The following is a 21,515-nucleotide window of genomic DNA, read 5'->3' on the forward strand; positions in this document are numbered from 1 at the left end:
GGAGCGCCAGGCCCCCGCCGAAGACGAGCAGCAGGACCAGCACCAGCGAGCCGAGGCCCACCCCGCCCCCGCCGCTCCCGCTGACGCCGCTCCCGGCGTCGCCCTGCTCGGCGTCCTGGAGCCCCTCGGCCGCCGCGGCCACGGCGCCGTCCCAGTCGGACGCGGCGAGCTGCGGCTCCACCGACCGCGTCGAGAGGGCGGTGATCTCGGCGTCGGTGATGTTCGTGCCCGACCCGCCCCACCAGCCGTAGGCGCGGTCGCCGACGGCCACCGCGAGGACGACGTCGCCCGCCCCCAGCTGGGAGGCCGCAGCCGCCTGCTGCGCCCAGGAGTCGCCGTCCGCGCCGTCGAAGCTGTCGACGAAGGCGACCCACAGCTGGAGGCCCGTCTCGGTGCGCAGGTCCTCCAGCGAGGCCTGCACGGCGGACTCGTCGAGGACGTCGGCCGTGTCGGTGATCTGGTCGTCCAGGCGGGACGGCGCCTCGGCGGCCGCCGGGCCGGCGAGCAGCAGCACCGGAACCAGCACCGAGGCCAGCAGCAGCGCCAGGGCGGCCGGCGCCCGGCGGGGCCCGCGGCCCGGCCTCCGTGCGGTCACGAGCGCCACCCGGCGGCCTGCCAGGCGCCGGGGCCCGGCACCAGGGGCGCGCGCAGGGCGGCGCCGCGGTCGGCCCAGCGCGAGGTGCTCACCGGCGGCGCGAGCCCCGCCTGCTGGCGCCGCACGGCGGCGGCCAGCGCCGCCACGAGGGCGACGACCTCCTCGGCGGTCGCGTCGCCGGAGACGACGCGGAGCACGGGCTCCGGCGAGCCGCCGGCCGGGTCGTCGCTCACAGCGGGATGTTCCCGTGCTTCTTGGGCGGCAGGCTCTGGCGCTTGGTGCGCAGCGCCCGCAGCGCCCGCACGATCGCGGCGCGGGTCTCCGACGGGGCGATGACGGCGTCGAGGAACCCGCGCTCGGCGGCGAGGTAGGGGTTCGACAGCTGCTGCTCGTAGTCCTCGACGAGGTCGGCGCGCACCGCCTCGACGTCCTCGCCGCGCGCGGCGGCGTCCGCCAGGGTGCGCCGGTGGACGATGTTCACCGCGCCCTGCGCGCCCATCACGGCGATCTGCGCGGTCGGCCAGGCGAGGTTGACGTCGGCGCCGAGGTGCTTGGAACCCATGACGATGTAGGCGCCGCCGTAGGCCTTGCGCGTGATGACCGTGATCTTCGGGACCGTCGCCTCGGCGTAGGCGTAGATGAGCTTGGCGCCGCGGCGGATGATGCCGTTCCACTCCTGGTCGGTGCCCGGCAGGAAGCCCGGCACGTCGACGAAGGTCAGCACCGGGATCCCGAACGCGTCGCACAGGCGCACGAAGCGGGCGGCCTTCTCGCTGGCGTCGATGTCGAGGGTGCCGGCGAGCTGGGAGGGCTGGTTGGCCACGACCCCGACGCTGCGCCCCTCGACGCGCCCGAAGCCGATGAGGACGTTCGGCGCGAAGAGCTCGGAGACCTCGAGGAAGTCGCCGTCGTCGAGCACGTGCGCCAGCACCTCGTGCATGTCGTACGGCTGGTTGGCCGAGTCGGGCACGAGGACGTCCAGCGCGAGGTCGTCGTCGGTGACGACGAGCGGGTCGCGGGCGTCCAGCGGCGCGAGCACGGGCGGCTCTGAGAGGTTGTTGCTCGGCAGGTGGGCCAGCCACTCCTTGACCCACGCGATGGCATCGTCCTCGCTGGCGGCCATGTGCGAGGCCGCGCCGCTGACGGCCGCGTGGGTGCGGGCCCCGCCCAGGGCCTCCATCGCGACGTCCTCGCCGGTGACGGTGCGGATGACGTCCGGTCCGGTGACGAACATGTGGGAGGTCTGGTCGACCATGACGACGACGTCGGTGATCGCGGGGGAGTAGACCGCCCCACCGGCCGACGGGCCCATGATCAGCGACACCTGCGGGACGACGCCGGAGCCGTGCACGTTGCGGAGGAAGATCTCGCCGTAGCCGGCGAGCGCGCCCACGCCCTCCTGGATGCGCGCGCCGCCGGAGTCGTTGATGCCGATCACCGGGCAGCCCGTGCGCAGGGCCATGTCCATGATCTTGGTGATCTTCTGGCCGACCACCTCCCCGAGGCTGCCGCCGAAGATCGTGAAGTCCTGGGAGTACAGGCACACCGGCCGGCCGTCGACCGTGGCGTAGCCGGTGACGACGCCGTCACCGGGCGGGCGCTCGCCCTGGCGCTGCGGGTCGCTCCAGCGGGAGCGCGCCACGGCGTCCGTCTCGACGAAGCTGCCCGGGTCGACGAGCGCCTCGATCCGCTCGCGGGCGGTGCGCTTGCCCTTGGCGTGCTGGCGCTCGACCGCCGCGGGCGACCCCGCGTGCAGGGCCTCCTCGGTGCGCCGGTGCAGCTCGGCCAGCTTGCCGGCGGTCGTGCTGAGGTCGGGGGAGCCGTCCCGCGCGCCGCCCCGGGGAGCGGCGGGACCCTGCTGGAGGGGGCTGGCCATGGTCGCGGAGCCTATCGGCCGGATCCGGTCGCCGGCTCAGCCGGCGTAGGGCAGCGGGGCGAGGCCGCGGACGCCGGGGGCGTGGGTGAACAGGGCGCCGGCCAGGGGGTCCTGGGCCGAGTCCTCCTCCTGCGCGGAGGTCGTGATGTACAGGGCGTCCAGGTCGGGGCCGCCGAAGGTCACCGCGGTGACCAGCGGGGTCGGCACGTCCACCCGCTCGGTCAGGGCGCCGTCGGCGTCGAAGCGCAGCACCCCGCCGCCCTCGTAGAGGGCGACCCAGACCCCGCCCTCGGCGTCCAGCACGAGGCCGTCGGGCCCGCCTCCACCGCTCACGCCCTCGGGGATCGTGGCGAAGGGCTCGCGGCCGGCCACCTCGCCGGTCCCCGGGTCGACGTGGAGCAGGTCGACCCGGCCGGTCGGGGTGTCGATGTAGTAGGCCCGCGAGCCGTCCGGGGTCCAGGCGAGGCCGTTGGAGATCGTCACGCCCTCCAGGACCCGGGTCGTGGAGCCGTCGGGGTCCAGGCGCCACAGGCTGCCGGCGCCCTCCTCGGCGCTGAAGGCCATGGAGCCGCAGTAGAAGCGGCCCTGCGGGTCGCACCCGCCCTCGTTGAACCGCACCCCCTCGTCGTCCCACAGGGGCTCGAGCATCCGGGCGGGCCGCGTGCCGGCCAGCAGCGCGTCGACGTCCTCGATCACGGCGAACCGCCGGCGGACGGCGGCCACCCAGCCGCCGGAGGCGCGCGGGCGCAGGGCGGCGAGGGTGTCGGCCACGGAGGCGCGGCGCACCGACCCGTCGGCGACGTCGACGGCGAGCAGGTCGCCGACGTTCATGTCGACGCAGAGCAGGCGCTGGCCCGCGGCGTCCCAGACGGGGCCCTCCCCGTGCTCGGCGACGGCGGCGGTCAGCTGGCTCGCGGTAGGCACCGGCCCACCGTAGCCAGCCCTCCCCGTCCCGCACCTCCCGCCTGGAGTGCGGGGAAGGGGGGCCAGGTGGTGGGGTGGGGGCGTGAGCAGCCCCTGGTCGGACCTGTCCCGCCCTCCGCTGCGCGCGGAGCGGCTGCGGGCGGCGCTCGTGGCCCCCGCCGGCCCGCTGCCGCGGCTGGAGGTGCTGCCGTCGGTGGGCTCCACGAACGCCGAGCTCCTCCGCCGCGCCGCCGCTGACCCCGCGGCCTGGCCGCACCTGTCGGTGCTGACCACCGACTCCCAGACCGAGGGGCGCGGACGCCTGGGCCGCACCTGGACCGCGCCGCCGCGCTCGGGGCTGGCGGTCTCGCTGCTCGTGCGCCCGGCCGAGCTGGACCCTCCGGTGCCGCCGGAGCGCTGGTCGTGGCTGTCGCTGCTCACCGGGCTCGCGGTGGTCTCCGCGGTGCGCGACGTCGTCGGGCTGCCCGCCGCGCTGAAGTGGCCCAACGACGTCCTCGTCGGCGACCGGAAGCTGTGCGGGGTGCTGGCCGAGCTCGACCCCGCGGGGCGGGCGGTCGTCCTCGGGCTCGGGCTCAACACCTCGACCACCGCCGAGGAGCTGCCTGTGCCCACCGCCACGTCGCTCGTCCTGGAGGGCGCGGCGACCACCGACCGCGACACCGTGCTGCGGGCGGTGCTGCGCTCGCTGGTCGCCGAGGTCGACCGGTGGGCCGCCGCGGGCGGCGACCCGGTGGCCAGCGGGCTCGTCGCCCGGGTCCGCGAGGCGTGCTCCACGCTCGGGCGCCCGGTGCGCGTGGCCCTGCCCGACGGAGGAGTGCTGGCCGGCACCGCGGAGGGCCTGGACGACGACGGGCGGCTGCTCGTGCGGGCGGCGGACGCCCAGCTCGTGCCGGTCGCCGCGGGAGACGTCGTCCACGTGCGGTGAGCGCTCCTACGATCACCGGTGTGACCCGCGTGCTGCTGGCCGAGGACGACCCGGCCATCTCCGAGCCCCTGGCCCGCGCGCTGGGCCGCGAGGGCTACGAGGTCGTCGTCCGCGACACCGGCCCCGGCGCGCTCGCGGCCGCCGGCGAGGGCGCCGACCTCGTCGTGCTCGACCTCGGCCTGCCCGAGCTGGACGGCCTGGAGGTGTGCCGGCGGCTGCGCGCCCGCGGCCTGACCATGCCGGTGCTCGTCCTCACCGCGCGGGCCGAGGAGGTCGACACCGTCGTCGGCCTCGACGCCGGCGCCGACGACTACGTGACGAAGCCCTTCCGGCTGGCCGAGCTGCTCGCCCGGGTGCGCGCCCTGCTGCGCCGCGGCGGGGAGGGGAGCAGCGGCGGGGAGGCGGTCCTGTCCTCGCGCGGCGTGCGCGTCGACACAGCCTCGCGCCGCGCCTGGCTGGCCGGGCCCGACGGGGAGGCCGAGCTGGCGCTCGCGGCCAAGGAGTACGACCTCCTGCGGGTGCTCCTGCGCGAGGCGGGCGCGGTGGTCACCCGCGACGCGCTCATGGAGGAGGTCTGGGGCCCGGAGTGGTTCGGCTCCACGAAGACCCTCGACATGCACGTGTCCTGGCTGCGCCGCAAGCTCGGCGACGACATCGCGGCGCCGAGGTACATCACGACCGTCCGGGGCGTCGGCTTCCGCTTCGAGCGGGACTGACGGCGGCCGGACGAGCGCCCGTGCACCGGCGCGTGCAGGCGGCGACCCTGGTCGCCGTCACCCTCGCGGTCCTGCTCCTCGGCGTCCCGCTGGTCGTCGCCGGCGTGGTGCTCCAGGGCGCCCAGGCGCGCAGCAGCGTCCAGGACCGCGCCGACGCCGTCCTCGTGGCGGTCGACTCCCGGCTGCAGGTGGGGGCGAGCGTCGACGACGTGCCCCTGCAGCGCTACCTGGACGCCGACCCGCAGTGGCCCGGGCACGTGCGCGTGGTGCTGCCCGACGGGGACGAGATGGAGGCCGGCGAGCTCGTCGAGGGCCGGGCGATCACCGGGCGGGCGAGCACGGCCGAGGGGCTGCGCGTGCAGGTGGACGTGCCCCGCACCGCGCTGCTGCGCGCCGACGTCCAGCTCGTCGTGCTCGTCGTGGCGCTCGCCGCCGGGGCGGTCGCCGCGGGCTGGGCGGTGGGGCTCGTGCAGGCCCGCCACCTCGTGCGGCCGCTGGTGGACCTCGCCGAGCGGGCCGAGCGGCTCGGCGCGGGCCAGGTGCCGGCGTCGGCGCGCCCCTCCGGCATCGAGGAGGTCGACCAGGTCGCGCTGGCGCTGGCCCGCAGCGCCGAGCGCCTGGAGGCGCGGCTGGCCGCCGAGCGCGAGTTCGCCTCCGACGCCAGCCACCAGCTGCGCACCCCGCTGACGGCCCTGTCGATGCGCCTGGAGGAGATCCAGGCCGCGACCGCCGAGCGCCCGGTGGCCGAGGAGGCGCGGATCGCGCTGGAGCAGGTGGAGCGGCTCGTGCAGGTCGTCGACGACCTCCTGCGCCGCTCCCGCGCGCTGCCGGTCGAGCCGGCGGCGGCCGTGCCGGTGGCCGACGTCCTCGTCCAGCAGCGCGAGGAGTGGGCGCCGGCCTTCGCCCGGGCCCACCGCCGCCTCGACGTCGTGCTGCCGCACGGCGGGCACCAGCTGCTGCGGGTGCGGGCCAACCCCGGGCCGCTGGCCCAGGCGCTGGCCACGCTCGTGGAGAACAGCCTCGTGCACGGCGGGGGGACGACCCGGGTGACCGCGCGCAGCGGCGGGGAGTGGGTGGTCGTCGAGGTCACCGACGGCGGCCCGGGCGTGCCCGAGGAGCTCGGCGGGCGGATCTTCGAGCGGCGGGTCAGCGGCGCCGACCGCACCGGGCTCGGGCTGCCGCTGGCGCGCGACCTCGTGGTCGCCGAGGGCGGCCGGCTGGAGCTGCTGCGCGCGCGCCCGGCGACCTTCGCGCTGTTCCTGCCCGCGGCCTGAGCCGCGCCGTCAGCGGGAGGTGCGGGCCGGTGCCTCGCGGGCGGAGAGGTCGGCGACGTCCGCGGTGACCTCGGCGACCACCGGGCCGCCGGCGGCCGCGGAGGCCAGCTCGGGGTCCGTGCCCCGGAAGACCCACAGGCGGTAGGCCACGAACCGGAACGCCGTCCCCAGCGCGACCCCGACGACGTTCGCCGCGAGGTTGTCGGCCACCGGGCTGCGCAGCCCCAGCACGTAGTGCGACACCGCGAGGCACAGCACCGCGATGAGCATCGCGACGCCGTTCATGGCGAAGAACAGCGCCAGCTCGCGCAGGAGCGCGGGGTGGCGCCGGCGGCGGAAGGTCCACCACCGGTTCCCGGCCCACGCCACGAGCGTGGCCGCCGACGCCGAGACGACCTTGGCGGTGAGCGGGCGGCCGGCCAGCGGCCCGTCGTCGCCGAAGCGCAGGAGGTTGAACAGGCCGACGTCGATGACGAAGCAGACCGCCCCGACGGCGCCGAACTTCACCAGCTCGCGCCCGAGCACGCCCAGCAGCGCCCGCGGGCGCTCCAGCCCGGTCCGCCCCTCGGTCACCGGATCACCCTAAGCGCGCCGATCCAGCAGCGCCGACGCCAGCCGGCTCAGGTCGAGGGGAGCGCGTCCACGACCTCCGGCTCGACCACCGCGATCACCGGGCTGGTGGTGCCGGCCAGCCCCACCACGTCGGACCAGGTCCTCACGTGCCGCTTCCCGCCCGCCACGAGCTGGTGCACCTCCGGCCGGCCCGAGGCCCTGACGAGCAGGGCCCCGCTCAGCGCGGCCCCAGGTTGACGCAGTGCGGCGCAGGTGGACGGGTCGAGGTCGGTGAACACCAGCCCGCTGGCCGTCGCCGCCACCTCGGTCACGGGGCGCAGGTCGCCACCGGCGCTGAGGAGCGGTGTCCCGCCGCAGCGGAGGGACGAGGAGAGCACCGCGGCCGACGGCGCGTACTGCGCGAGGGCGTCGTCGGGGACCGTGGTGAACGTGCGCAGGCCGGCCTCCAGCGCTGGAGTGAAGGACCGCAGCAGGATCTTGCGCCGCAGTCCGTCCACCAGCCAGACGCGAGGGTCGGACGCCGTCTTGACCAGTGTGCCCGGGCCCAGCGCGGCGGGTGCGACGGGCAGTGCGGCGCTGGTCGCGTCGGTCATGGGCACGATCGTGGGCGCGCTCCGGCCCGACAGGGCGACGAGGTCGCCCCAGGTGAGGACGGGAGCCCGTCGTCCAGCGGCCAGCCGGTACACCGTGGCTGAGCCCGGCACCTTCGCGAACGTGCCGTCCACCGCCGCAGGGGGCGCCACGGGCATGGTCGCGACAGCGGCCGGCGTCAGGGTCACCGCTGCGGGTGTCGAGCCGCTGAGGACCTGTCGGCGACGGCCCCGCTCGACCAGCCAGAGCTCTCCCTCAGGCGTGCGGTAGCCGGCGGTCAGCTCCACGCCGCGGGACAGGGGGGAGACCTGCTCCTCCGCCAGCTGGGGGAGGGTGGCGCAGTCGTACCCGTAGTCAGCCACCAGGCCGCACGTGGGCACCCGCATCCGCGTGCCGGCGTCCACGAAGTACACCGTGCCGTCCGGAGCGAGGACGGTCCGGCGCAGGGGGCGGCCGACCGGCACCGCGTCCAGCCGGCTCTGCGGCACGTACTGGACCTGCCCCAGCTGCCGGAAGGCAGCGACGGTAGCCATGCTGTCCACCGGCAGCTTCCGCCCACCCGCCACGAGGAACACCGCCGGGTCGCCCGGGGTGCGGACGAAGCCGCTGAGCGCCGTCGGCTGCAGCGTGATGGTCGCACCCGTGGAAGCGGCGCTGGAGACGGCCAGGGACCACGCCCCCCCGCCGAGGACCACTCGCGAGCCCGCGGGGACCGCGGCTTCGAAGTCGCCGGCCCAGCCGGCGGCCGACGAGGGCGTGGGGTCGAGCAGGAACGTCCGGTCGGACGGGAACGTGGGGTCGGCGCTGGTCGTCTCCCGGCGCACGAGCACCCCCGGCTGGAGGCCCGGCCAGTTCTGCGCCGTGGCCAGCCACGCGTCGGCACCGGCCGCTGGCCGGTGCTCCACCCAGTAGCGGGCTCCGTCGGGCGTGGTCAGCCGGACTGCGCGGACCCCGGACCGGCCCGAGACGGGGCTGAGAGTGTAGGTGCCGGCCCCGCCCGCGGCGCTGACGCTGACGAGCTGTCCCGCGGGCAGGAACCCGAGGGAGGAGGCCTCGTAGGCGCTCAGCGATCCGACCTGGTCCCAGGAGACGCCCATGACGTCGTAGTGGTCGCGGTACGCCGCGGCCCGGCAGGTGCCGCTCTCCACCGCGCCGTCGCACTGCAGCCCGGAGGCGTGGGAGAGCCCCAGGTTGTGCCCCAGCTCGTGGGCGATGATCGAGGTCATGTCGTAGGTGACGTACATGCGGCCACCCGCGTCGAGGTCGCGGACCTCGGCCATCCCGGCCGCGCAGCCCGCGGCGGTGCGGGGCAGGTGCACGAGCAGGTGCTCCCGCGGGCCGGCGGCCCAGCCCACGCGTCCGGCGACCTCGTCCCACAGCGCTGCAGGGCTCGCGCAGGTGCTGGTGAGGGCCAGCTGGTCGACCCCGCGCGCGACGACCACCTGGACGGCCCCGTCGGACTGGGCCGACCAGTACGGCGCCACGGCGTCGCGGACGGTGGAGACCACGTCGGACAGCGTCGTGCCGTCGGCGGTGGCCCCGGCGGGGACCGCCATCACGACGGTCACCCGGTGCTCGGCGGTGCTCGCGCCGAGGACGGCCCCCTCCACGGGGGCGGGCTCGGGCGGGGCGAGCACCTGCGCCGCCAGCACGTCGCGAGCGGGTTCGGCCATGCCCTCGGTGGGCCCGTCGGTGCTCCCGGCAGCGACGGCCCGGCCCACGGTGACCTCCACCGTGGCGCCGGTGGGCACGCCGGCCAGGTCGTCGGCCGGGATCCGGACCGCCCGCGAGCCGTCCTCGACCCAGGTCAGCAGCTGGGGGTGGTCGTCGCTCGTGCCCGTGGCGCCCGGTGCGTGCGCGTCCCCCTCGGCGAAGGCGCGGACCACGGTGCCCACCACGGTCTCGGTGCTCGCGACGGCGGCGCCGGCGGGCACGGCGCCGCCGGTGAGGAGGGCGCCAGCGGTCCCGGCGGCCAGCGCCCACCGGCTCACCTGCGCGTAACGGCTACCAAGCACGGGTCGCTCCTGGGGGTGGGGGTCGGTCCCCTGGATCGGCGCGTCGCACCTCGTGCTTGAGGTCTGCCGCCGCTCGGTAGCCTGCCCGGGTGAGCGAGTCGACGGTCTTCCCGGTGGTCGGCGTGGTCGGCGGCGGGCAGCTGGCCCGGATGATGCAGCCGGCCGCGGTGGCCCTCGGCGTGCGGCTGCGCGTCCTGGCGACCGGGCCGGAGGAGTCCGCCGCCCAGGTGGTCTCCGACGTGCGGATCGGCGAGGCCGGCGACGAGGCGGCGCTGCGGGACCTGGCGGACGGCGCGGCGGCGGTCACGCTCGACCACGAGCAGGTGCCGACCGAGCTGCTGCGGGCCCTGGCCGCCGACGGGGTCGCCGTCCGACCCGGCCCCGACGCGCTCGAGCACGCCCAGGACAAGCTGCTGCTGCGGCGGCGCCTCGACGAGCTCGGGGTGCCCGGGCCGCGCTGGGCGGCGGTCACCGGTGAGGACGACCTCGCCGCGTTCGCCGCGCGCGTGGGCTGGCCGGTCGTGCTCAAGACGCCCCGCGGCGGCTACGACGGCAAGGGCGTGCGGCTGGTGCGCTCGGCGGAGGAGGCGCAGGACTGGTTCGCCCGGGCCGGTGGCGCGCCGCTGCTGGCCGAGGAGCGCGTGGACTTCGCCCGCGAGCTGGCGGTGCTCGTGGCGCGCAGCCCGATGGGCCAGGCCGCCGCGTGGCCGGTGGTGGAGACGGTGCAGGTCGACGGGGTCTGCCGCGAGGTGCTCGCCCCGGCGCCGGGGCTGGACGCCGACCTCGCTGCGCGGGCCACCGAGACGGCGCTGCGCATCGCCGGTGAGCTGGGCGTCACGGGCGTGATGGCGATGGAGGCGTTCGAGACCGCCGACGGGCGGGTGCTCGTCAACGAGCTGGCGATGCGGCCGCACAACAGCGGCCACTGGACCATCGAGGGCTCGGGCACCTCGCAGTTCGAGCAGCACCTGCGCGCGGTGCTCGACCTGCCGCTGGGCGCGGTCGCCCCGCGCGCGCCGTGGACGGTGATGGTCAACGTCCTCGGCGGCGACCACCCCGACCTCTTCCGCTCCTACCTGCACGTCATGGCGCACGACCCGGCGGTCAAGGTGCACCTCTACGGCAAGGCGGTGCGCCCCGGGCGCAAGGTCGGCCACGTGACGGCGTGGGGCGAGGACCTCGAGGAGGTCCGGGCCCGCGCGCGCCACGCCGCGGACTTCATCACCGGCACCATCGACGGCTGAGCCAGCCGGCGGGTCAGCAGCCCGGCGTGGTCGGCGTCGGCGCGCCGCTCACCGCGCCGCCGCTGCTGCGGTAGAAGAAGTAGGTCCTCGGGGAGCCTGCGGTGCTCCCCTCCTCGCCGTACCCGCGCAGGCACCACCCGGTCGACAGGCGCTTGAGCTCGACCGTGCTGCCCTGCGTGACGCGCAGGGTGACGGCGCCGGTGGGCATCGGGATCTCGAACCCGGTGATGGGCAGCCAGGCGCCGGTCGGGGCGATCGCCAGCGCGTCCGGCTCGGACGTCACGAGCGACACGACCTCGGACGCGACGCCGCGCACGTCGGTCCTGACCGCAGCGTCGTGGGCCTTCGCGCGCTGGTCGAGGAACGTCGGGACCGCGATCGCGGTGAGGATGCCGAGCACCGCGATGACGACGAGGAGCTCGACGAGGGTGAAGCCGCTCTCGCGCGAGGCGGATCGGCGGAGGCGCACGAGCACGGGAGCTCCCGGGGTCGGTGGGCCCGCGGCCGGACGGCGCGAGCTGTCCTGGGCCTCATCGGCGTGCGCGGGCCGGGTGTGAGCATCCGCGGGAACGCGGGAGGATGACCGCCATGACGGAGCAGCCGCTGGTCGGCGTGGTGATGGGGTCTGACTCGGACTGGTCCGTGATGGAGGCCGCCGCGAAGGCGCTGGCCGAGTTCCGCGTGCCGCACGAGGTCGACGTCGTCTCGGCGCACCGGATGCCGGTGCGGATGCTGGACTACGGGCGCACCGCCGCCCAGCGCGGCCTGCGGGTGGTCATCGCCGGGGCCGGTGGCGCCGCTCACCTGCCCGGCATGCTCGCTGCGGTGACGCCGCTGCCGGTGATCGGCGTCCCCGTGCCGCTGCAGCACCTCGACGGGATGGACTCGCTGCTCTCGATCGTGCAGATGCCGGCGGGGGTGCCGGTGGCGACCGTCTCGGTCGGCGGCGCCCGCAACGCCGGCCTGCTGGCGGTGCGGATCCTCGCCGCCGGCGCCGACGAGCACGCCGCGGCGCTGCGCGAGCAGATGGTCGCGTTCCAGGAGGACCTGCGGGCCTCCGCCGAGGACAAGGGCGAGCGCCTGCGCGCCCGCCGGTCGGGGGGCCGCGCGGGGTTCTGAGGCCAGCGCAGCGCAGGGGCCCCGGATCACCGCGTGGGCACGGTGGCGAGGACCTCCGGTTCGACGACGGCGATGACGGGAGCCGTGGTGCCGGCCATGGCGACGAGCTGGGCCCAGGTGGTGACGTGCGACCTGCCGCCCGAGGCCAGCGCGTACACGTCGGCACTGCCTGCCGCCCTGGCCAGGAGCGCTTCGCTCGGGTTTCCCGTGCCGCGCGGCAGCGCTGCGCAGGTCGTCGCGTCCAGGTCCACGAAGAGCAGCCCGCTCCCCGTCGCGGCGCTGGTGGACAGCGGGCGCAGAGCGCCCTGGGCTGCGAGGCTGGCCGTGCCTCCGCACCGGGTGGTCGAGGCGAGGAGGGCCGACGCAGGTGCGTAGCGCGCGAGAGCGGACTCAGGGACGGTGGCGACTCCCGCGAGGCCGCTCTCCTGTGCCGGTGTGAAGGAGCGCAGCAGGACCCGCTTGCGCAGACCGTCGATCATCCAGACGCGCGGGTCGTCCGCGGTCTTGACCAGCGTCGCCGGCCCCAGGACCGGCGGCGCCTGCCTCAGAGCGGCGCTGGTGGGCTCCGCCATGGTCGCGATGGCAGGAGCAGATCCGCCGGCCAGCGCCACGAGGTCCCGCCAGGACGTGACCGGCGCCCGTTCATCCCCGGACAACCGGTACACCGTGGCCGATCCCGCGGTCTTGGCGAAGGTGCCCTCCTTCGCGATCGGCGCCGACACGGGCAGGGCCGCCACTGCGGACGACGACAGGCGCACCGACTCCGCGGCGCTCGCGCTGAGCAGCTGCTGGCGCTCACCGTCGTCGACCACCCACGTGAAGCCGTCAGAGGAGAGGACCGTCGTCGTCAGCTGAGGGCCGGTGGTGAGCCGGGACACCTGCGCGTCGTCGAGGCGGGGGAGCGCAGCGCAGCTGTAGCTGTAGTCGGAGACCATGTCGCAGGTGGGCACCCTCATCCGGGTGCCTGCGTCCACGACGTAGACGGTGCCGTCAGGGGCGAGCACCGCGCGACCGAGCGGAGGCCCGAGGGGGAGGGCTGCGAGCTGGGCGCTGGAGGTGTACGACACCGGGCCGATCGGAGCGAACGCCGCGACCGTCTGCATGCTGGCGACCGGCAGCTTTCGGCCACCTGCGACGAGGAACACGGACGGATCGTCACTCGTCCGCACGAACCCGGCGAGGGCAGGAGCGGTGGCCACCGGGCCGGCGCCCGCCGATGACGGTGCCAGGTAGCCGGGGCTCGTGTAGCCGACTCCCGGCTGGCCGATCAGGGGGCTGGGGGTGTTCGGCCCACCGGCCGTCACCCCGGACCAGGACTGCTGGCCGCCCTTGACCCACAACACCTGACCGGGGAAGGCCTTGGAGGCGTGGGGGACGACGACGACGTCCTGGGTCTTGATCGGGAAGGTCCCGGACTGCCAGAGCAGGTAGGCGCTCTTGCGGCCGGCGTCGCGCAGGACGGTGTTGCGGATGTCGAAGAGCTCGGGGCTGTCCTCGTCGTGGAACTTGTGGGGGTCGAGGAAGAACCCCTGGTAGGTGGTGGAGCCCTCGAGGCGGTCCACGCGCAGGACCTCGGGTCCTGCCCAGGTCTGCAGGACGTCGGCGTGGGTGCCGGAGTAGGAGCCGGTGACGGTCTCGACGGCGATGTTCTGCAGCTGCACGGTGGCCCCGAGGCGCTGGTCGAGGTCGATGCCCTCGGTCGCTCCGTCGCCGGACAGGCGCAGGCCCTCCACGTGCACCGTGCCGGTCTGGCCGTGCAGGTACAGGCCCCGGCCCTGGCTCCGGATCTCGCCGCCGATGAGGACGACGTCGTGACCGCCGTTGATCGTCACTCCCGAGGACGTGGACAGGGGTGTCTGAGGCAGCTGGACGAGGTAGTCCCGGGACGTGTCGAGCTTGAGCGTCGTCCTCCCCGGCGCGACCTGGACGGTCACCGGGTCGTCCAGCACCGGTGGAGCCCAGGTGAGGGAGCCCGCCGCACCTCCAGCGGCGCCGCGGACCATCGGCGCGGCACTGGCCGAGGCGACGTGGTCGGCGACGACGGAGGCGGCCAGCAGGGCGCTCACCGCGCACCCGACCATGAGCAGCCGCGGCAGAGGTGTGGACGGTATGGGCACGGGTTCGACTCCTCGGGGAACAGGCGGACCTCTCTCCACCTGTTCCTCGGCGCGCGAGGCCCTCGCCTTGACGGTGCGTCCCGAACCGTGCCCGGTGGTCGCGCGGGGCCCCGCCCCGTCCGGCGGGTCAGCCGGGCAGCTGCGCCTGCGCGATCGCCCGCACGGCCTCGGTGTCGTCCGCGCGCAGGGCCGCGAACAGGGCCTCGGCCTGCTCCTCGTCCCAGTCGACGACGACGCCGGCCTTCGTGCGCCGGGTGGTGTCGGCCACCGGGACGGTGAGGCTGACCGCGCCGTCCCCGGACACGGCCTGCATGGCCCGGGCGAAGCCGACCAGGTCGAACGGCCCGAAGGAGTCGTCCACGGTCAGCGCGCCGCCACCGGCCTTCGCCATGGGGATCGCGCGGAAGGGGTTGACGAGCGTGGCCGGCGAGGCCGCCTTCGCGGCGATCGCGCTGATCAGCTCGCGCTGGCGCTGTGCGCGGCCCAGGTCGCCGAGGGCGTCCTCGTGGCGCGTGCGGGCGTAGCCGAGCGCGGTGGCGCCGCCCATCTCCTGGCAGCCGGCCGGGATGTCGAGGCCGGCCAGCGGGTCGACGATCGCCTGCGCCGGGCACATCTCGACCCCGCCGACGGCGTCCACGACGTTGGCGAAGCCGCCCAGCCCGGTCTCGGCGTAGCCGTCGACCCGCAGGCCGGTGGCCCCCTCCACGGTCTGCGCCAGCAGCGCCGGGCCGCCCCAGGCGTACGCGGCGTTGATCTTGCTGGAGTCGTGGCCGGGGACCTCGACGTAGCTGTCGCGAGGGATGCTCAGCAGCACCGTCGGGCCACCACCGGACGGGCGGTGCAGCAGCATGATCGTGTCGGTGCGCTTGCCCTCGACGTCGTCGCCGGTGGACAGCTCCACCCGCTGGTCGCGGGTCAGGTCCTCACGGCTGTCGGATCCCACGAGCAGCACCGTGCGGCCGGGGGTGTCGGGCAGCGAGGACTCGGGCAGCGCCCCGAAGCGGTCCACCGCCCGGTACCCGGTGACGCCGAGCAGCACTGGGTAGGTGACCACGGCGAGCACGACGAGCAGCACCACGAGGCGGACCAGCCCCTTGCGCCGGCTCGCCGACATCCCGCCCCCGCCACCGGAGCCGCCGCCGGTCGGACGCCGCGGGGGCTGGCGCGGCGGCTGGCCGCCGGAGCGGGCCGGTGGCCGCTGGGGCGAGCGGGGCGCGCGGACGGCCGGCACCTGACCGGTGCGGGCGCTGCTGGAGCGCCCTGGCGCGGCGCCGCGGGAGGGCGGCTGGCCCCGTCCGAGCCGCGGCTGCGCGCGGTAGGTCGTCGCTGGTCCCCACTGCGGCTCCTCTGGCACGGACCCACGGTAGACGCCGTCAGCGGCTCTCGGCAGTGACTCCGGCCAGCGCGCTCAGACCAGCCCGAGCCGCGGGGCCTCCACCGCGGGGCAGGTGTCCATGACGACGTCGAGCCCGGCGGCGGCGGCGCGGGCGGCGGCCTCCTCGTCCACGACGCCCTGCTGCAGCCACACGGCCCCGGCGCCGATCGCGATCGCCTCGTCGACGATCGCCCCGGCCCGGGCGCTGTTGACGAAGACGTCCACGACGTGGACCGGCCCGGGCACCTCGGACAGGGTGCGGTACGCCTGGGCGCCGTGGACCGGCTCCGCCCGGGGGTGCACGGCGACGATGGGCTTGCCCAGCCCCTGCAGGTACGCGGCGATCCCGTGGGCGGGCCGGGCGCGGTTCTGCGACAGCCCGACGACGGCCCACCGGTTGGGCGTGGTCAGCAGCCTGCGGATGACGTCGGGGTCGTTGCGGTGCGCTCCGGGAGCGGGCATGGGCACACCGTAGGGGCGTTGCAGCCCGTGGTCAGCGGTGGACGCACCGGCGCGGCGGCCTCACCGGTGGACGCCGTCCTCCACGTCGTCCTGGGTGGCGACCGGGGTGCCCACGACGCCGTGGAGGTGGCAGGCGGCCCGCTGGCCCGAGCCCGGCGCACCCACCGGCTGCAGGGCGGGGTCGACGTCCGGGCAGGGGGCGAACGCGTCGGGGCAGCGGGTGCGGAACCGGCAGCCGGCCGGCACCGCGGTGGCCGACGGCACGTCCCCGCGCAGCACGACCCGCTGGCGGGTGCGCTCGCGGGCGGGGTCGGGCACGGGCAGCGCGGAGAGCAGGGCGCGGGTGTAGGGGTGCTGCGGCGCGGTGGCGACCTGCTCGGCCGTGCCGACCTCGACCACGCGCCCGAGGTACATCACGGCGATCCGGTCGCTGACGTGCTGGACCGCGGCGAGGTCGTGGCTGATGAAGAGGTAGGTCAGGCCCAGCTGCTCCTGCAGCCGCACCAGCAGGTTCATCACCTGCGCCTGCACGCTCACGTCGAGGCTGGCGATCGACTCGTCGCACACGATGAGGTCCGGCTCGCCGGCGAGGGCGCGCGCGATGCCCACGCGCTGGCGCTGGCCGCCGGAGAGCTCGTGCGGGTAGCGCTCGGCGACGGCGGGGGCGAGCCCCACGAGCGGCAGCAGCTCGGCCACGCGCGCGGCCTGCGCCGCCCGGCCGGAGCGCAGGCCGTGGACGACCAGCGGCTCGGCCACGGTCTGCCCGACGGTGCGCCGAGGGTCCAGGGAGGAGGTCGGGTCCTGGAAGACCATCACCGCGCGGCGGCGGACTTCCCGCAGCCGGCGGGCGGGCAGGGCGGTGAGCTCCTGGCCGTCGAGGGTGACGCTGCCCCCGGTGGGCTCGACGAGGCGCAGCAGCGCGTTCCCCAGCGTCGACTTGCCGCACCCGGACTCGCCGACCAGGCCGAGGGTCTCCCCGCGGCGGAGGTCGAGGTCGACGCCGTCGACGGCCCGCACCACCCGCGCCGGGCGGCCGCGCAGCCGGCCGACCAGGCCCGGACCGGAGCGGAAGTGCACCTGGAGGTCGCGGGCGCGCACCAGCACCTCGTCGCTCATCGCGCCTCCTCGGGGGTGCCGGCGGTGCTCACGCCGCTGACGCCGACGGGCGCGTCGGCGCTGGTGTCGCAGAAGGTGGCGGCCCGGTGCGGCACGGCTCCCGGCGCGACCCCGGGCACCGCCGCCAGCGGCGGCCGCTCCCGCGCGCAGCGCTCCGACCCCCGGCCGGCGGCTCGGACCGGGCAGCGCGGGGCGAAGACGCAGCCGGCCGGCAGGTCGGTCGGCAGCGGGGGGGAGCCGGCGATGGTGAGCAGCTCCCTCCGGCCGGCGCCGGGCGTGCGGGCGGCGGGCAGCGCGGCCAGCAGGCCGCGGGTGTAGGGGTGGGACGGCGCGGTGAACACGTCGTCCACCGCGCCGTCCTCCACGCAGCGCCCGCCGTACATGACGAGCACCCGGTCTGCGGTGCCGGCGACCACGCCGAGGTCGTGGGTGATCCACACCACGGCGGTGCCGTGGTCGGCCTGCAGGCGCTGGACCAGCTCGAGGATCTGCGCCTGCACGGTGACGTCGAGGGCCGTGGTCGCCTCGTCGGCGACCAGGACCGCCGGCTCCCCGGCCAGGGCGATGGCGATCACCACGCGCTGGCGCATGCCGCCGGACAGCTCGTGGGGGTAGCGGCGCAGCGCCCCGCGGGGGTCGGGCAGGCCGACCTCGGCGAGCAGCTCGGCAGCGCGCTCGCGCGCCGCGGCCCTGCCGGCGCCGTGGGCGCGCAGCCCCTCGACGAGCTGGCGGCCGATCGTCAGCACGGGGTTGAGCGACGTCATCGGGTCCTGGAAGACCATGCCGATGCCGGGCCCGCGCACCCGGCGCAGGGCGGCCTCGCCCATCGTGAGCAGGTCTGCGCCGGTGGGGCCGAGCAGCGGGGCCACGCGCTCGCCGGCCAGCACGGCGCTGCCGGTGACGGTGGCGACCCGGGCCGGCAGCAGCCCCACCAGCGCCAGCACCGACACCGACTTGCCGGAGCCGGACTCCCCGACCACCGCCACGGTCTCCCCGGCGTGCACGTCGTAGCTCAGCCCGGCGACCACCTCGGCCCGCCCGCGCGGGGTGCGCAGGTCGACCGTCAGGTCGCGGACCCTCAGCACCGGCGTCCCGGAGCGGTCGACGTCAGCCACGGGCACCCCCGGCGCGGGTCGCCGTGCGCTGGCGCGGGTCGAGGACGTCGCGCAGGCCGTCGCCGAGGAGGTTGAAGGCCAGGACGGTGACGACGATCGCCAGGCCCGGGAAGACGGCCATCCACCAGGCGAGGTCGATGAACCCGCGGCCCTCGGCGAGCATCCGGCCCCACGAGGGCGCCGGCGGCTGGGTGCCCAGGCCGACGAACGAGAGCGCCGCCTCGGCCAGCACCGCGAAGGCCAGGGACACCGACGTCTGCACGATGATCGGGGGCGCGGCGTTGGGCAGCACGTGGCGCAGGAGCAGCCGGGCGTCGGAGGCGCCCACCGAGCGCGAGGCGCGCACGAAGACCTCCTCGCGCACCGACAGCACGGCCGAGCGGGTCACCCGCGCGAAGATCGGCGTGTAGACGATGCCGATCGCCACCATGGCGTTGGTCGTGCCCGGACCGAGGACGGCCAGCACGGCGATCGCCATGAGGAAGGCGGGGAAGGCGAACAGCACGTCCATCGAGCGCATGAGGACGTCGTCGACCCAGCGGCCGTAGAAGCCGGCAACCAGCCCGATCGCGACCCCGGCGACCAGGGCGATGCCGACGGCGACCAGCCCGACCCGCAGCGAGACGGCGGCACCGAGCACGACGCGGCTGAGGACGTCGCGGCCGAGCTCGTCCGTGCCGAACCAGTGCGCCGCGCCGGGGGGCTGCAGGCGCCCGGCGACGTCCACCTCGTTGGGGCCGGTGGGGGCGATGGCGGTGTCGAACAGGGCCACGACGACCAGGGCGAGGAGCACCAGGGCCGACAGGGCCGAGGTCGGGTTCCGCAGCAGCACCCTCAGCGCGCTCATCGCGGCGTCACCCCCCTCACCGCCGGATCCGGGGGTCCAGGCTGCTGTAGAGCAGGTCGACCACGAGGTTGATGAGCAGGAAGACGACCGCGAACAGCAGCACCGCGCCCTGGAGCACGGGGTAGTCGCGGGCCTGCACCGACTGCAGCGCCAGCTGTCCCAGCCCGGGCCAGGCGAAGACGATCTCGACCACCACGACCCCGGACAGCAGGTACGCGAGCTGGACGCCGGTCACGGTCACCAGGGGCAGCAGCGCGTTCCGCATCACGTGCCAGGACAGCACGGCCCGCGCCCCCAGCCCCTTCGCGCGGGCGGTGCGCACGTGGTCGGAGCCCATCGCCTCCAGCACGCTGGAGCGCACGAACCGGGTGATCACCGAGCCGCTGACGACGCCGGTGGTCACCGCCGGCAGCAGCAGGTGGCGCAGCCAGGCCGCGGGGTCCTCGGTCAGCGGCACGTAGCCGCCGGAGGGCAGCCAGCCGAGCGTGCCGGCGAAGAAGAGGATGAGCACGATGCCCAGCCAGAAGTCCGGGATCGAGATGCCCAGCTGGCTGACCAGCGTGGCCACCGAGTCGATCAGCGAGCGCGGGTGCAGCGCCGACAGCGTGCCGAGCGGCACGGCGATGAGCAGCGCCACGACGATCGCCGCCGCGGCCAGGGTGAGCGTGGCCGGCAGGCGCTCGAGGATCAGCGCCGTCACCGGCTGGCCGCTGCGGAAGCTCACCCCCAGGTCGCCGGTGACCGCGGCGCTGACCCAGGTGACGAACTGCTGGACGAGGGGCTGGTCCAGGCCGGCCCGCGCCGTCAGGGCGTCGTAGGTCTCCTGGTCGAACCTCGTCCCCAGCGCGAGGCGCACCGGGTCACCGGGCACGAGGTGCATGAGGGCGAAGACGAGCACGGCGACGCCGAGCAGCACCAGCACGGACTGCCCGGCGCGCCGCAGGAGGTAGGCGCCCATCAGCTCTGCGGCAGCGTCACGTTCTCGAAGTCGATCGCCCGGTCGGCGCGCACCTGGTAGCCCTCCAGCCCCGGCACCCAGGCCTGGACGACGTCGGGGTTGTAGAGGTAGAGGTACGAGACGTCGTCGACGATCAGCTGGGCCGCCTGGTCGTAGAGGGCCTTGCGGGCGTCGGGGTCGGTCTCGGTGCTGCCCTGGGCGAGGAGCTGGTCGACCTGGGGGTTGGCGTAGCCCTGGAAGTTGTTGGCCCCGCCGGTGGTGTGCTGGGCGGTGTAGTAGTCGGCCGGGTCGATGTTGCCGAGCCAGCCCAGCAGGAACGCGTCGAAGTCGCCCTGGCCCTGGCGGTCCAGCCAGGTCGCGAAGTCCTCGGTCTGGATGTCGACGGTGATCCCGAGCGGCTCGAGCTGGCTGGCGATCACCTGAGCAGCGGCGATGGTCTCGGGGAACTCGTCGGTGACCATCAGCCCCATGGTCAGGGGCCCGGTGACGCCGGCCGCCTGCAGCGCCGCGCGGGCGGCCTCGACGTCGCCGTCCTCGGGGAAGGGCGCGTAGTCGGTGTGCCAGAAGCTGTCCTCGGGGATGGCCGTCTGGTTGGGCCGGGCGGCCTCGAAGCGGGCCGCCTCGGTGATCGCCGGGCGGTCCAGGGCGGTGGCGATGGCCCGGCGGACGTCCCGGTCGTCGAACGGCGGCTTCGTGAGGTTCATCGACAGGTACCAGTAGTCGACGCTGGCCGTGGTGCCCAGCTCGACGCCGTCGTCATCGGCCAGCTGCCGCACCTGCTGGGGCGGCACGTTGTCGGTCCACTGGACCTCGCCGTTCTGCAGCGCGGTCAGCGCGGCGGCCGGCTCGGTGATGTAGCGGAACTCCACGGCCCGGACGTCGGAGCGCTCCCCCCAGTAGTCGTCGAACGCCGTGAGGGTGGTGCCCGAGGCGGTGGAGGACTCCAGCTCGAACGGCCCGGTGCCCACCGCCTCGGTCGCGAGGTCCACGGAGTCGGCAGCGCCCTCGGGCAGGATCGCCATGCCCTTGAAGCCGCCGATCTGGCTGAGCAGGTTCGGGGTCGGTGCGCTCAGGGTGATCACCACGGTCCGGTCGTCCTGGGCGACGACGTCGGCGACGGTGGCGAACCGGTAGGCGTTCGCCAGCTCCTCGTCGACGATCCGGTCGTAGGAGTAGACGACGTCGGCGGCGTCGAAGGCAGACCCGTCGTGGAAGGTCACGCCGTCGCGCAGCGTGAAGGTCCAGGTGAGGCCGTCCTCGCTGGTGGTCCAGTCCGTCGCCAGGCTCGGCTGCATGGTGAGGTCCTCGGCGCTGGGCACGACGAGCGTGTCGTAGACGTTCTCCAGGACCTGGAAGCTCGGGTACGCGGTGGTCTTGTGCGGGTCGAGCTGGTCGGGCTGGGCGCCGATCGCGGCGACGAACGTGGTGGCGTCACCGCCGCCGGAGCCGCCCTCCAGGCCCTCCGCATCGACCCCCTCGCCCGAGCTGCAGCCCGCCAGCACGACGGCCAGGACCGCCGGGACGAGCAGTCGTCGCGGTGCGTGCATGGGAGCTCCTCAGGTCGACGTCGTCCTGCGCTGCCTCCGACCCTGCCAGAGGTGGCGGGCGGTGCACACCCCCCGACACCGGGCCCGGCCGGGCGGCCCGGCCGGGCGGCCCGGCCGCCCGGCGGT

At 75.8% G+C, this 21,515-nt stretch carries 20 protein-coding genes; 5 read left to right on the forward strand and 15 right to left on the reverse strand.

Features of this window, described 5'->3' with window-relative positions:
* From AC5FZL_RS00885 to AC5FZL_RS00900, 4 genes are all read right to left on the reverse strand, one after another.
* The coding region (locus tag AC5FZL_RS00885; RefSeq protein ID WP_493616673.1) for a TPM domain-containing protein at nucleotides 1–595 on the reverse strand (595 nt) is incomplete at its 3' end.
* Complete coding sequence (locus AC5FZL_RS00890) at nucleotides 592–828, reverse strand: acyl-CoA carboxylase epsilon subunit (protein WP_493616674.1); 237 nt, start codon at nucleotides 826–828, stop codon at nucleotides 592–594. The genes AC5FZL_RS00890 and AC5FZL_RS00885, both read right to left, overlap by 4 nt.
* Nucleotides 825–2,471 carry an acyl-CoA carboxylase subunit beta gene (locus AC5FZL_RS00895; RefSeq protein WP_493616675.1) on the reverse strand — a complete coding sequence of 549 codons (1,647 nt, stop codon included), beginning with the start codon at nucleotides 2,469–2,471 and terminating at the stop codon, nucleotides 825–827. Before AC5FZL_RS00895 ends, AC5FZL_RS00890 begins: the two co-directional genes overlap by 4 nt.
* 36 nt (nucleotides 2,472–2,507) lie before the next feature.
* Nucleotides 2,508–3,395: an SMP-30/gluconolactonase/LRE family protein gene (locus AC5FZL_RS00900; RefSeq protein WP_493616676.1), complete on the reverse strand. Its 888-nt coding sequence runs from the start codon at nucleotides 3,393–3,395 to the stop codon at nucleotides 2,508–2,510.
* 82 nt (nucleotides 3,396–3,477) lie between these two features.
* On the opposite strand from AC5FZL_RS00900, the gene AC5FZL_RS00905 reads away from it, so the two are divergent.
* Genes AC5FZL_RS00905 through AC5FZL_RS00915 form a run of 3 tightly spaced genes read left to right on the forward strand, consistent with a single transcriptional unit; the run spans nucleotide 3,478 to nucleotide 6,310 of the window.
* On the forward strand, nucleotides 3,478–4,320 hold the full coding sequence (locus AC5FZL_RS00905) for a biotin--[acetyl-CoA-carboxylase] ligase (protein WP_493616677.1): 843 nt from the start codon (nucleotides 3,478–3,480) through the stop codon (nucleotides 4,318–4,320).
* A gap of 20 nt (nucleotides 4,321–4,340) precedes the next feature.
* The gene (locus AC5FZL_RS00910; protein ID WP_493616678.1) at nucleotides 4,341–5,036 is read left to right on the forward strand and encodes a response regulator transcription factor; all 696 of its coding nucleotides are present in this window, start codon (nucleotides 4,341–4,343) and stop codon (nucleotides 5,034–5,036) included.
* Between the two features lie 20 nt (nucleotides 5,037–5,056).
* Nucleotides 5,057–6,310 (forward strand): ATP-binding protein, encoded by a 1,254-nt coding sequence (locus AC5FZL_RS00915; protein WP_493616679.1) that lies wholly within the window; start codon nucleotides 5,057–5,059, stop codon nucleotides 6,308–6,310.
* A gap of 9 nt (nucleotides 6,311–6,319) precedes the next feature.
* On the opposite strand, the gene AC5FZL_RS00920 is transcribed toward AC5FZL_RS00915, so the two are convergent.
* Nucleotides 6,320–6,883 carry a GtrA family protein gene (locus AC5FZL_RS00920; protein WP_493616680.1) on the reverse strand — a complete coding sequence of 188 codons (564 nt, stop codon included), beginning with the start codon at nucleotides 6,881–6,883 and terminating at the stop codon, nucleotides 6,320–6,322.
* Nucleotides 6,884–6,930: 47 nt separating this feature from the next.
* The gene (locus tag AC5FZL_RS00925) at nucleotides 6,931–9,489 is read right to left on the reverse strand and encodes a hypothetical protein (protein WP_493616681.1); all 2,559 of its coding nucleotides are present in this window, start codon (nucleotides 9,487–9,489) and stop codon (nucleotides 6,931–6,933) included.
* Nucleotides 9,490–9,578: 89 nt separating this feature from the next.
* Here AC5FZL_RS00925 and AC5FZL_RS00930 point away from each other — a divergent pair, with 89 nt between their 5' ends.
* Nucleotides 9,579–10,733 (forward strand): 5-(carboxyamino)imidazole ribonucleotide synthase, encoded by a 1,155-nt coding sequence (locus AC5FZL_RS00930; protein WP_493616682.1) that lies wholly within the window; start codon nucleotides 9,579–9,581, stop codon nucleotides 10,731–10,733.
* A gap of 13 nt (nucleotides 10,734–10,746) precedes the next feature.
* Here the strand turns inward: AC5FZL_RS00930 and AC5FZL_RS00935 are convergent, their stop codons facing one another.
* On the reverse strand, nucleotides 10,747–11,208 hold the full coding sequence (locus AC5FZL_RS00935; protein WP_493616683.1) for a type IV pilin protein: 462 nt from the start codon (nucleotides 11,206–11,208) through the stop codon (nucleotides 10,747–10,749).
* 113 nt (nucleotides 11,209–11,321) lie between these two features.
* Here AC5FZL_RS00935 and purE point away from each other — a divergent pair, with 113 nt between their 5' ends.
* Nucleotides 11,322–11,852, forward strand: a complete 531-nt coding sequence (gene purE / locus AC5FZL_RS00940) for a 5-(carboxyamino)imidazole ribonucleotide mutase (RefSeq protein WP_493616684.1) — start codon at nucleotides 11,322–11,324, stop codon at nucleotides 11,850–11,852.
* Nucleotides 11,853–11,878: 26 nt separating this feature from the next.
* On the opposite strand, the gene AC5FZL_RS00945 is transcribed toward purE, so the two are convergent.
* The 8 genes from AC5FZL_RS00945 to AC5FZL_RS00980 form a co-directional block, all read right to left on the reverse strand.
* On the reverse strand, nucleotides 11,879–13,969 hold the full coding sequence (locus AC5FZL_RS00945) for a hypothetical protein (protein ID WP_493616685.1): 2,091 nt from the start codon (nucleotides 13,967–13,969) through the stop codon (nucleotides 11,879–11,881).
* Between the two features lie 127 nt (nucleotides 13,970–14,096).
* Complete coding sequence (locus AC5FZL_RS00950; protein WP_493616686.1) at nucleotides 14,097–15,323, reverse strand: LCP family protein; 1,227 nt, start codon at nucleotides 15,321–15,323, stop codon at nucleotides 14,097–14,099.
* A gap of 54 nt (nucleotides 15,324–15,377) precedes the next feature.
* A complete protein-coding gene (locus tag AC5FZL_RS00955; RefSeq protein ID WP_493616687.1) occupies nucleotides 15,378–15,806 on the reverse strand; it encodes a CoA-binding protein in 429 nt (142 codons plus the stop codon).
* A gap of 60 nt (nucleotides 15,807–15,866) precedes the next feature.
* On the reverse strand, nucleotides 15,867–16,922 hold the full coding sequence (locus AC5FZL_RS00960) for an ABC transporter ATP-binding protein (protein WP_493616688.1): 1,056 nt from the start codon (nucleotides 16,920–16,922) through the stop codon (nucleotides 15,867–15,869).
* Complete coding sequence (locus AC5FZL_RS00965; protein ID WP_493616689.1) at nucleotides 16,919–18,037, reverse strand: ABC transporter ATP-binding protein; 1,119 nt, start codon at nucleotides 18,035–18,037, stop codon at nucleotides 16,919–16,921. Before AC5FZL_RS00965 ends, AC5FZL_RS00960 begins: the two co-directional genes overlap by 4 nt.
* Complete coding sequence (locus tag AC5FZL_RS00970) at nucleotides 18,030–18,884, reverse strand: ABC transporter permease (protein ID WP_493616690.1); 855 nt, start codon at nucleotides 18,882–18,884, stop codon at nucleotides 18,030–18,032. The genes AC5FZL_RS00965 and AC5FZL_RS00970 overlap by 8 nt, the downstream gene beginning before the upstream one ends.
* A 16-nt stretch (nucleotides 18,885–18,900) precedes the next feature.
* Nucleotides 18,901–19,842, reverse strand: a complete 942-nt coding sequence (locus AC5FZL_RS00975) for an ABC transporter permease (protein WP_493616691.1) — start codon at nucleotides 19,840–19,842, stop codon at nucleotides 18,901–18,903.
* Entirely contained in the window at nucleotides 19,842–21,389 is a 1,548-nt protein-coding gene (locus AC5FZL_RS00980) for an ABC transporter substrate-binding protein (RefSeq protein ID WP_493616692.1), read from the reverse strand. The genes AC5FZL_RS00975 and AC5FZL_RS00980 overlap by 1 nt, the downstream gene beginning before the upstream one ends.
* Nucleotides 21,390–21,515: the final 126 nt, after the last annotated feature.

The organism is Quadrisphaera sp. DVD1, from assembly GCF_058932755.1.

Excerpts from the sequence above, each read along its gene's own strand:
- AC5FZL_RS00955 (WP_493616687.1), bottom strand. The coding sequence starts at position 15,806 with ATGCCCGCTCCCGGAGCGCACCGCAACGACCCCGACGTCATCCGCAGG.
- AC5FZL_RS00980 (WP_493616692.1), bottom strand. The coding sequence starts at position 21,389 with ATGCACGCACCGCGACGACTGCTCGTCCCGGCGGTCCTGGCCGTCGTG.
- AC5FZL_RS00970 (WP_493616690.1), bottom strand. The coding sequence starts at position 18,884 with ATGAGCGCGCTGAGGGTGCTGCTGCGGAACCCGACCTCGGCCCTGTCG.
- purE (WP_493616684.1), top strand. The coding sequence starts at position 11,322 with ATGACGGAGCAGCCGCTGGTCGGCGTGGTGATGGGGTCTGACTCGGAC.
- AC5FZL_RS00895 (WP_493616675.1), bottom strand. The coding sequence starts at position 2,471 with ATGGCCAGCCCCCTCCAGCAGGGTCCCGCCGCTCCCCGGGGCGGCGCG.
- AC5FZL_RS00975 (WP_493616691.1), bottom strand. The coding sequence starts at position 19,842 with ATGGGCGCCTACCTCCTGCGGCGCGCCGGGCAGTCCGTGCTGGTGCTG.
- AC5FZL_RS00960 (WP_493616688.1), bottom strand. The coding sequence starts at position 16,922 with ATGAGCGACGAGGTGCTGGTGCGCGCCCGCGACCTCCAGGTGCACTTC.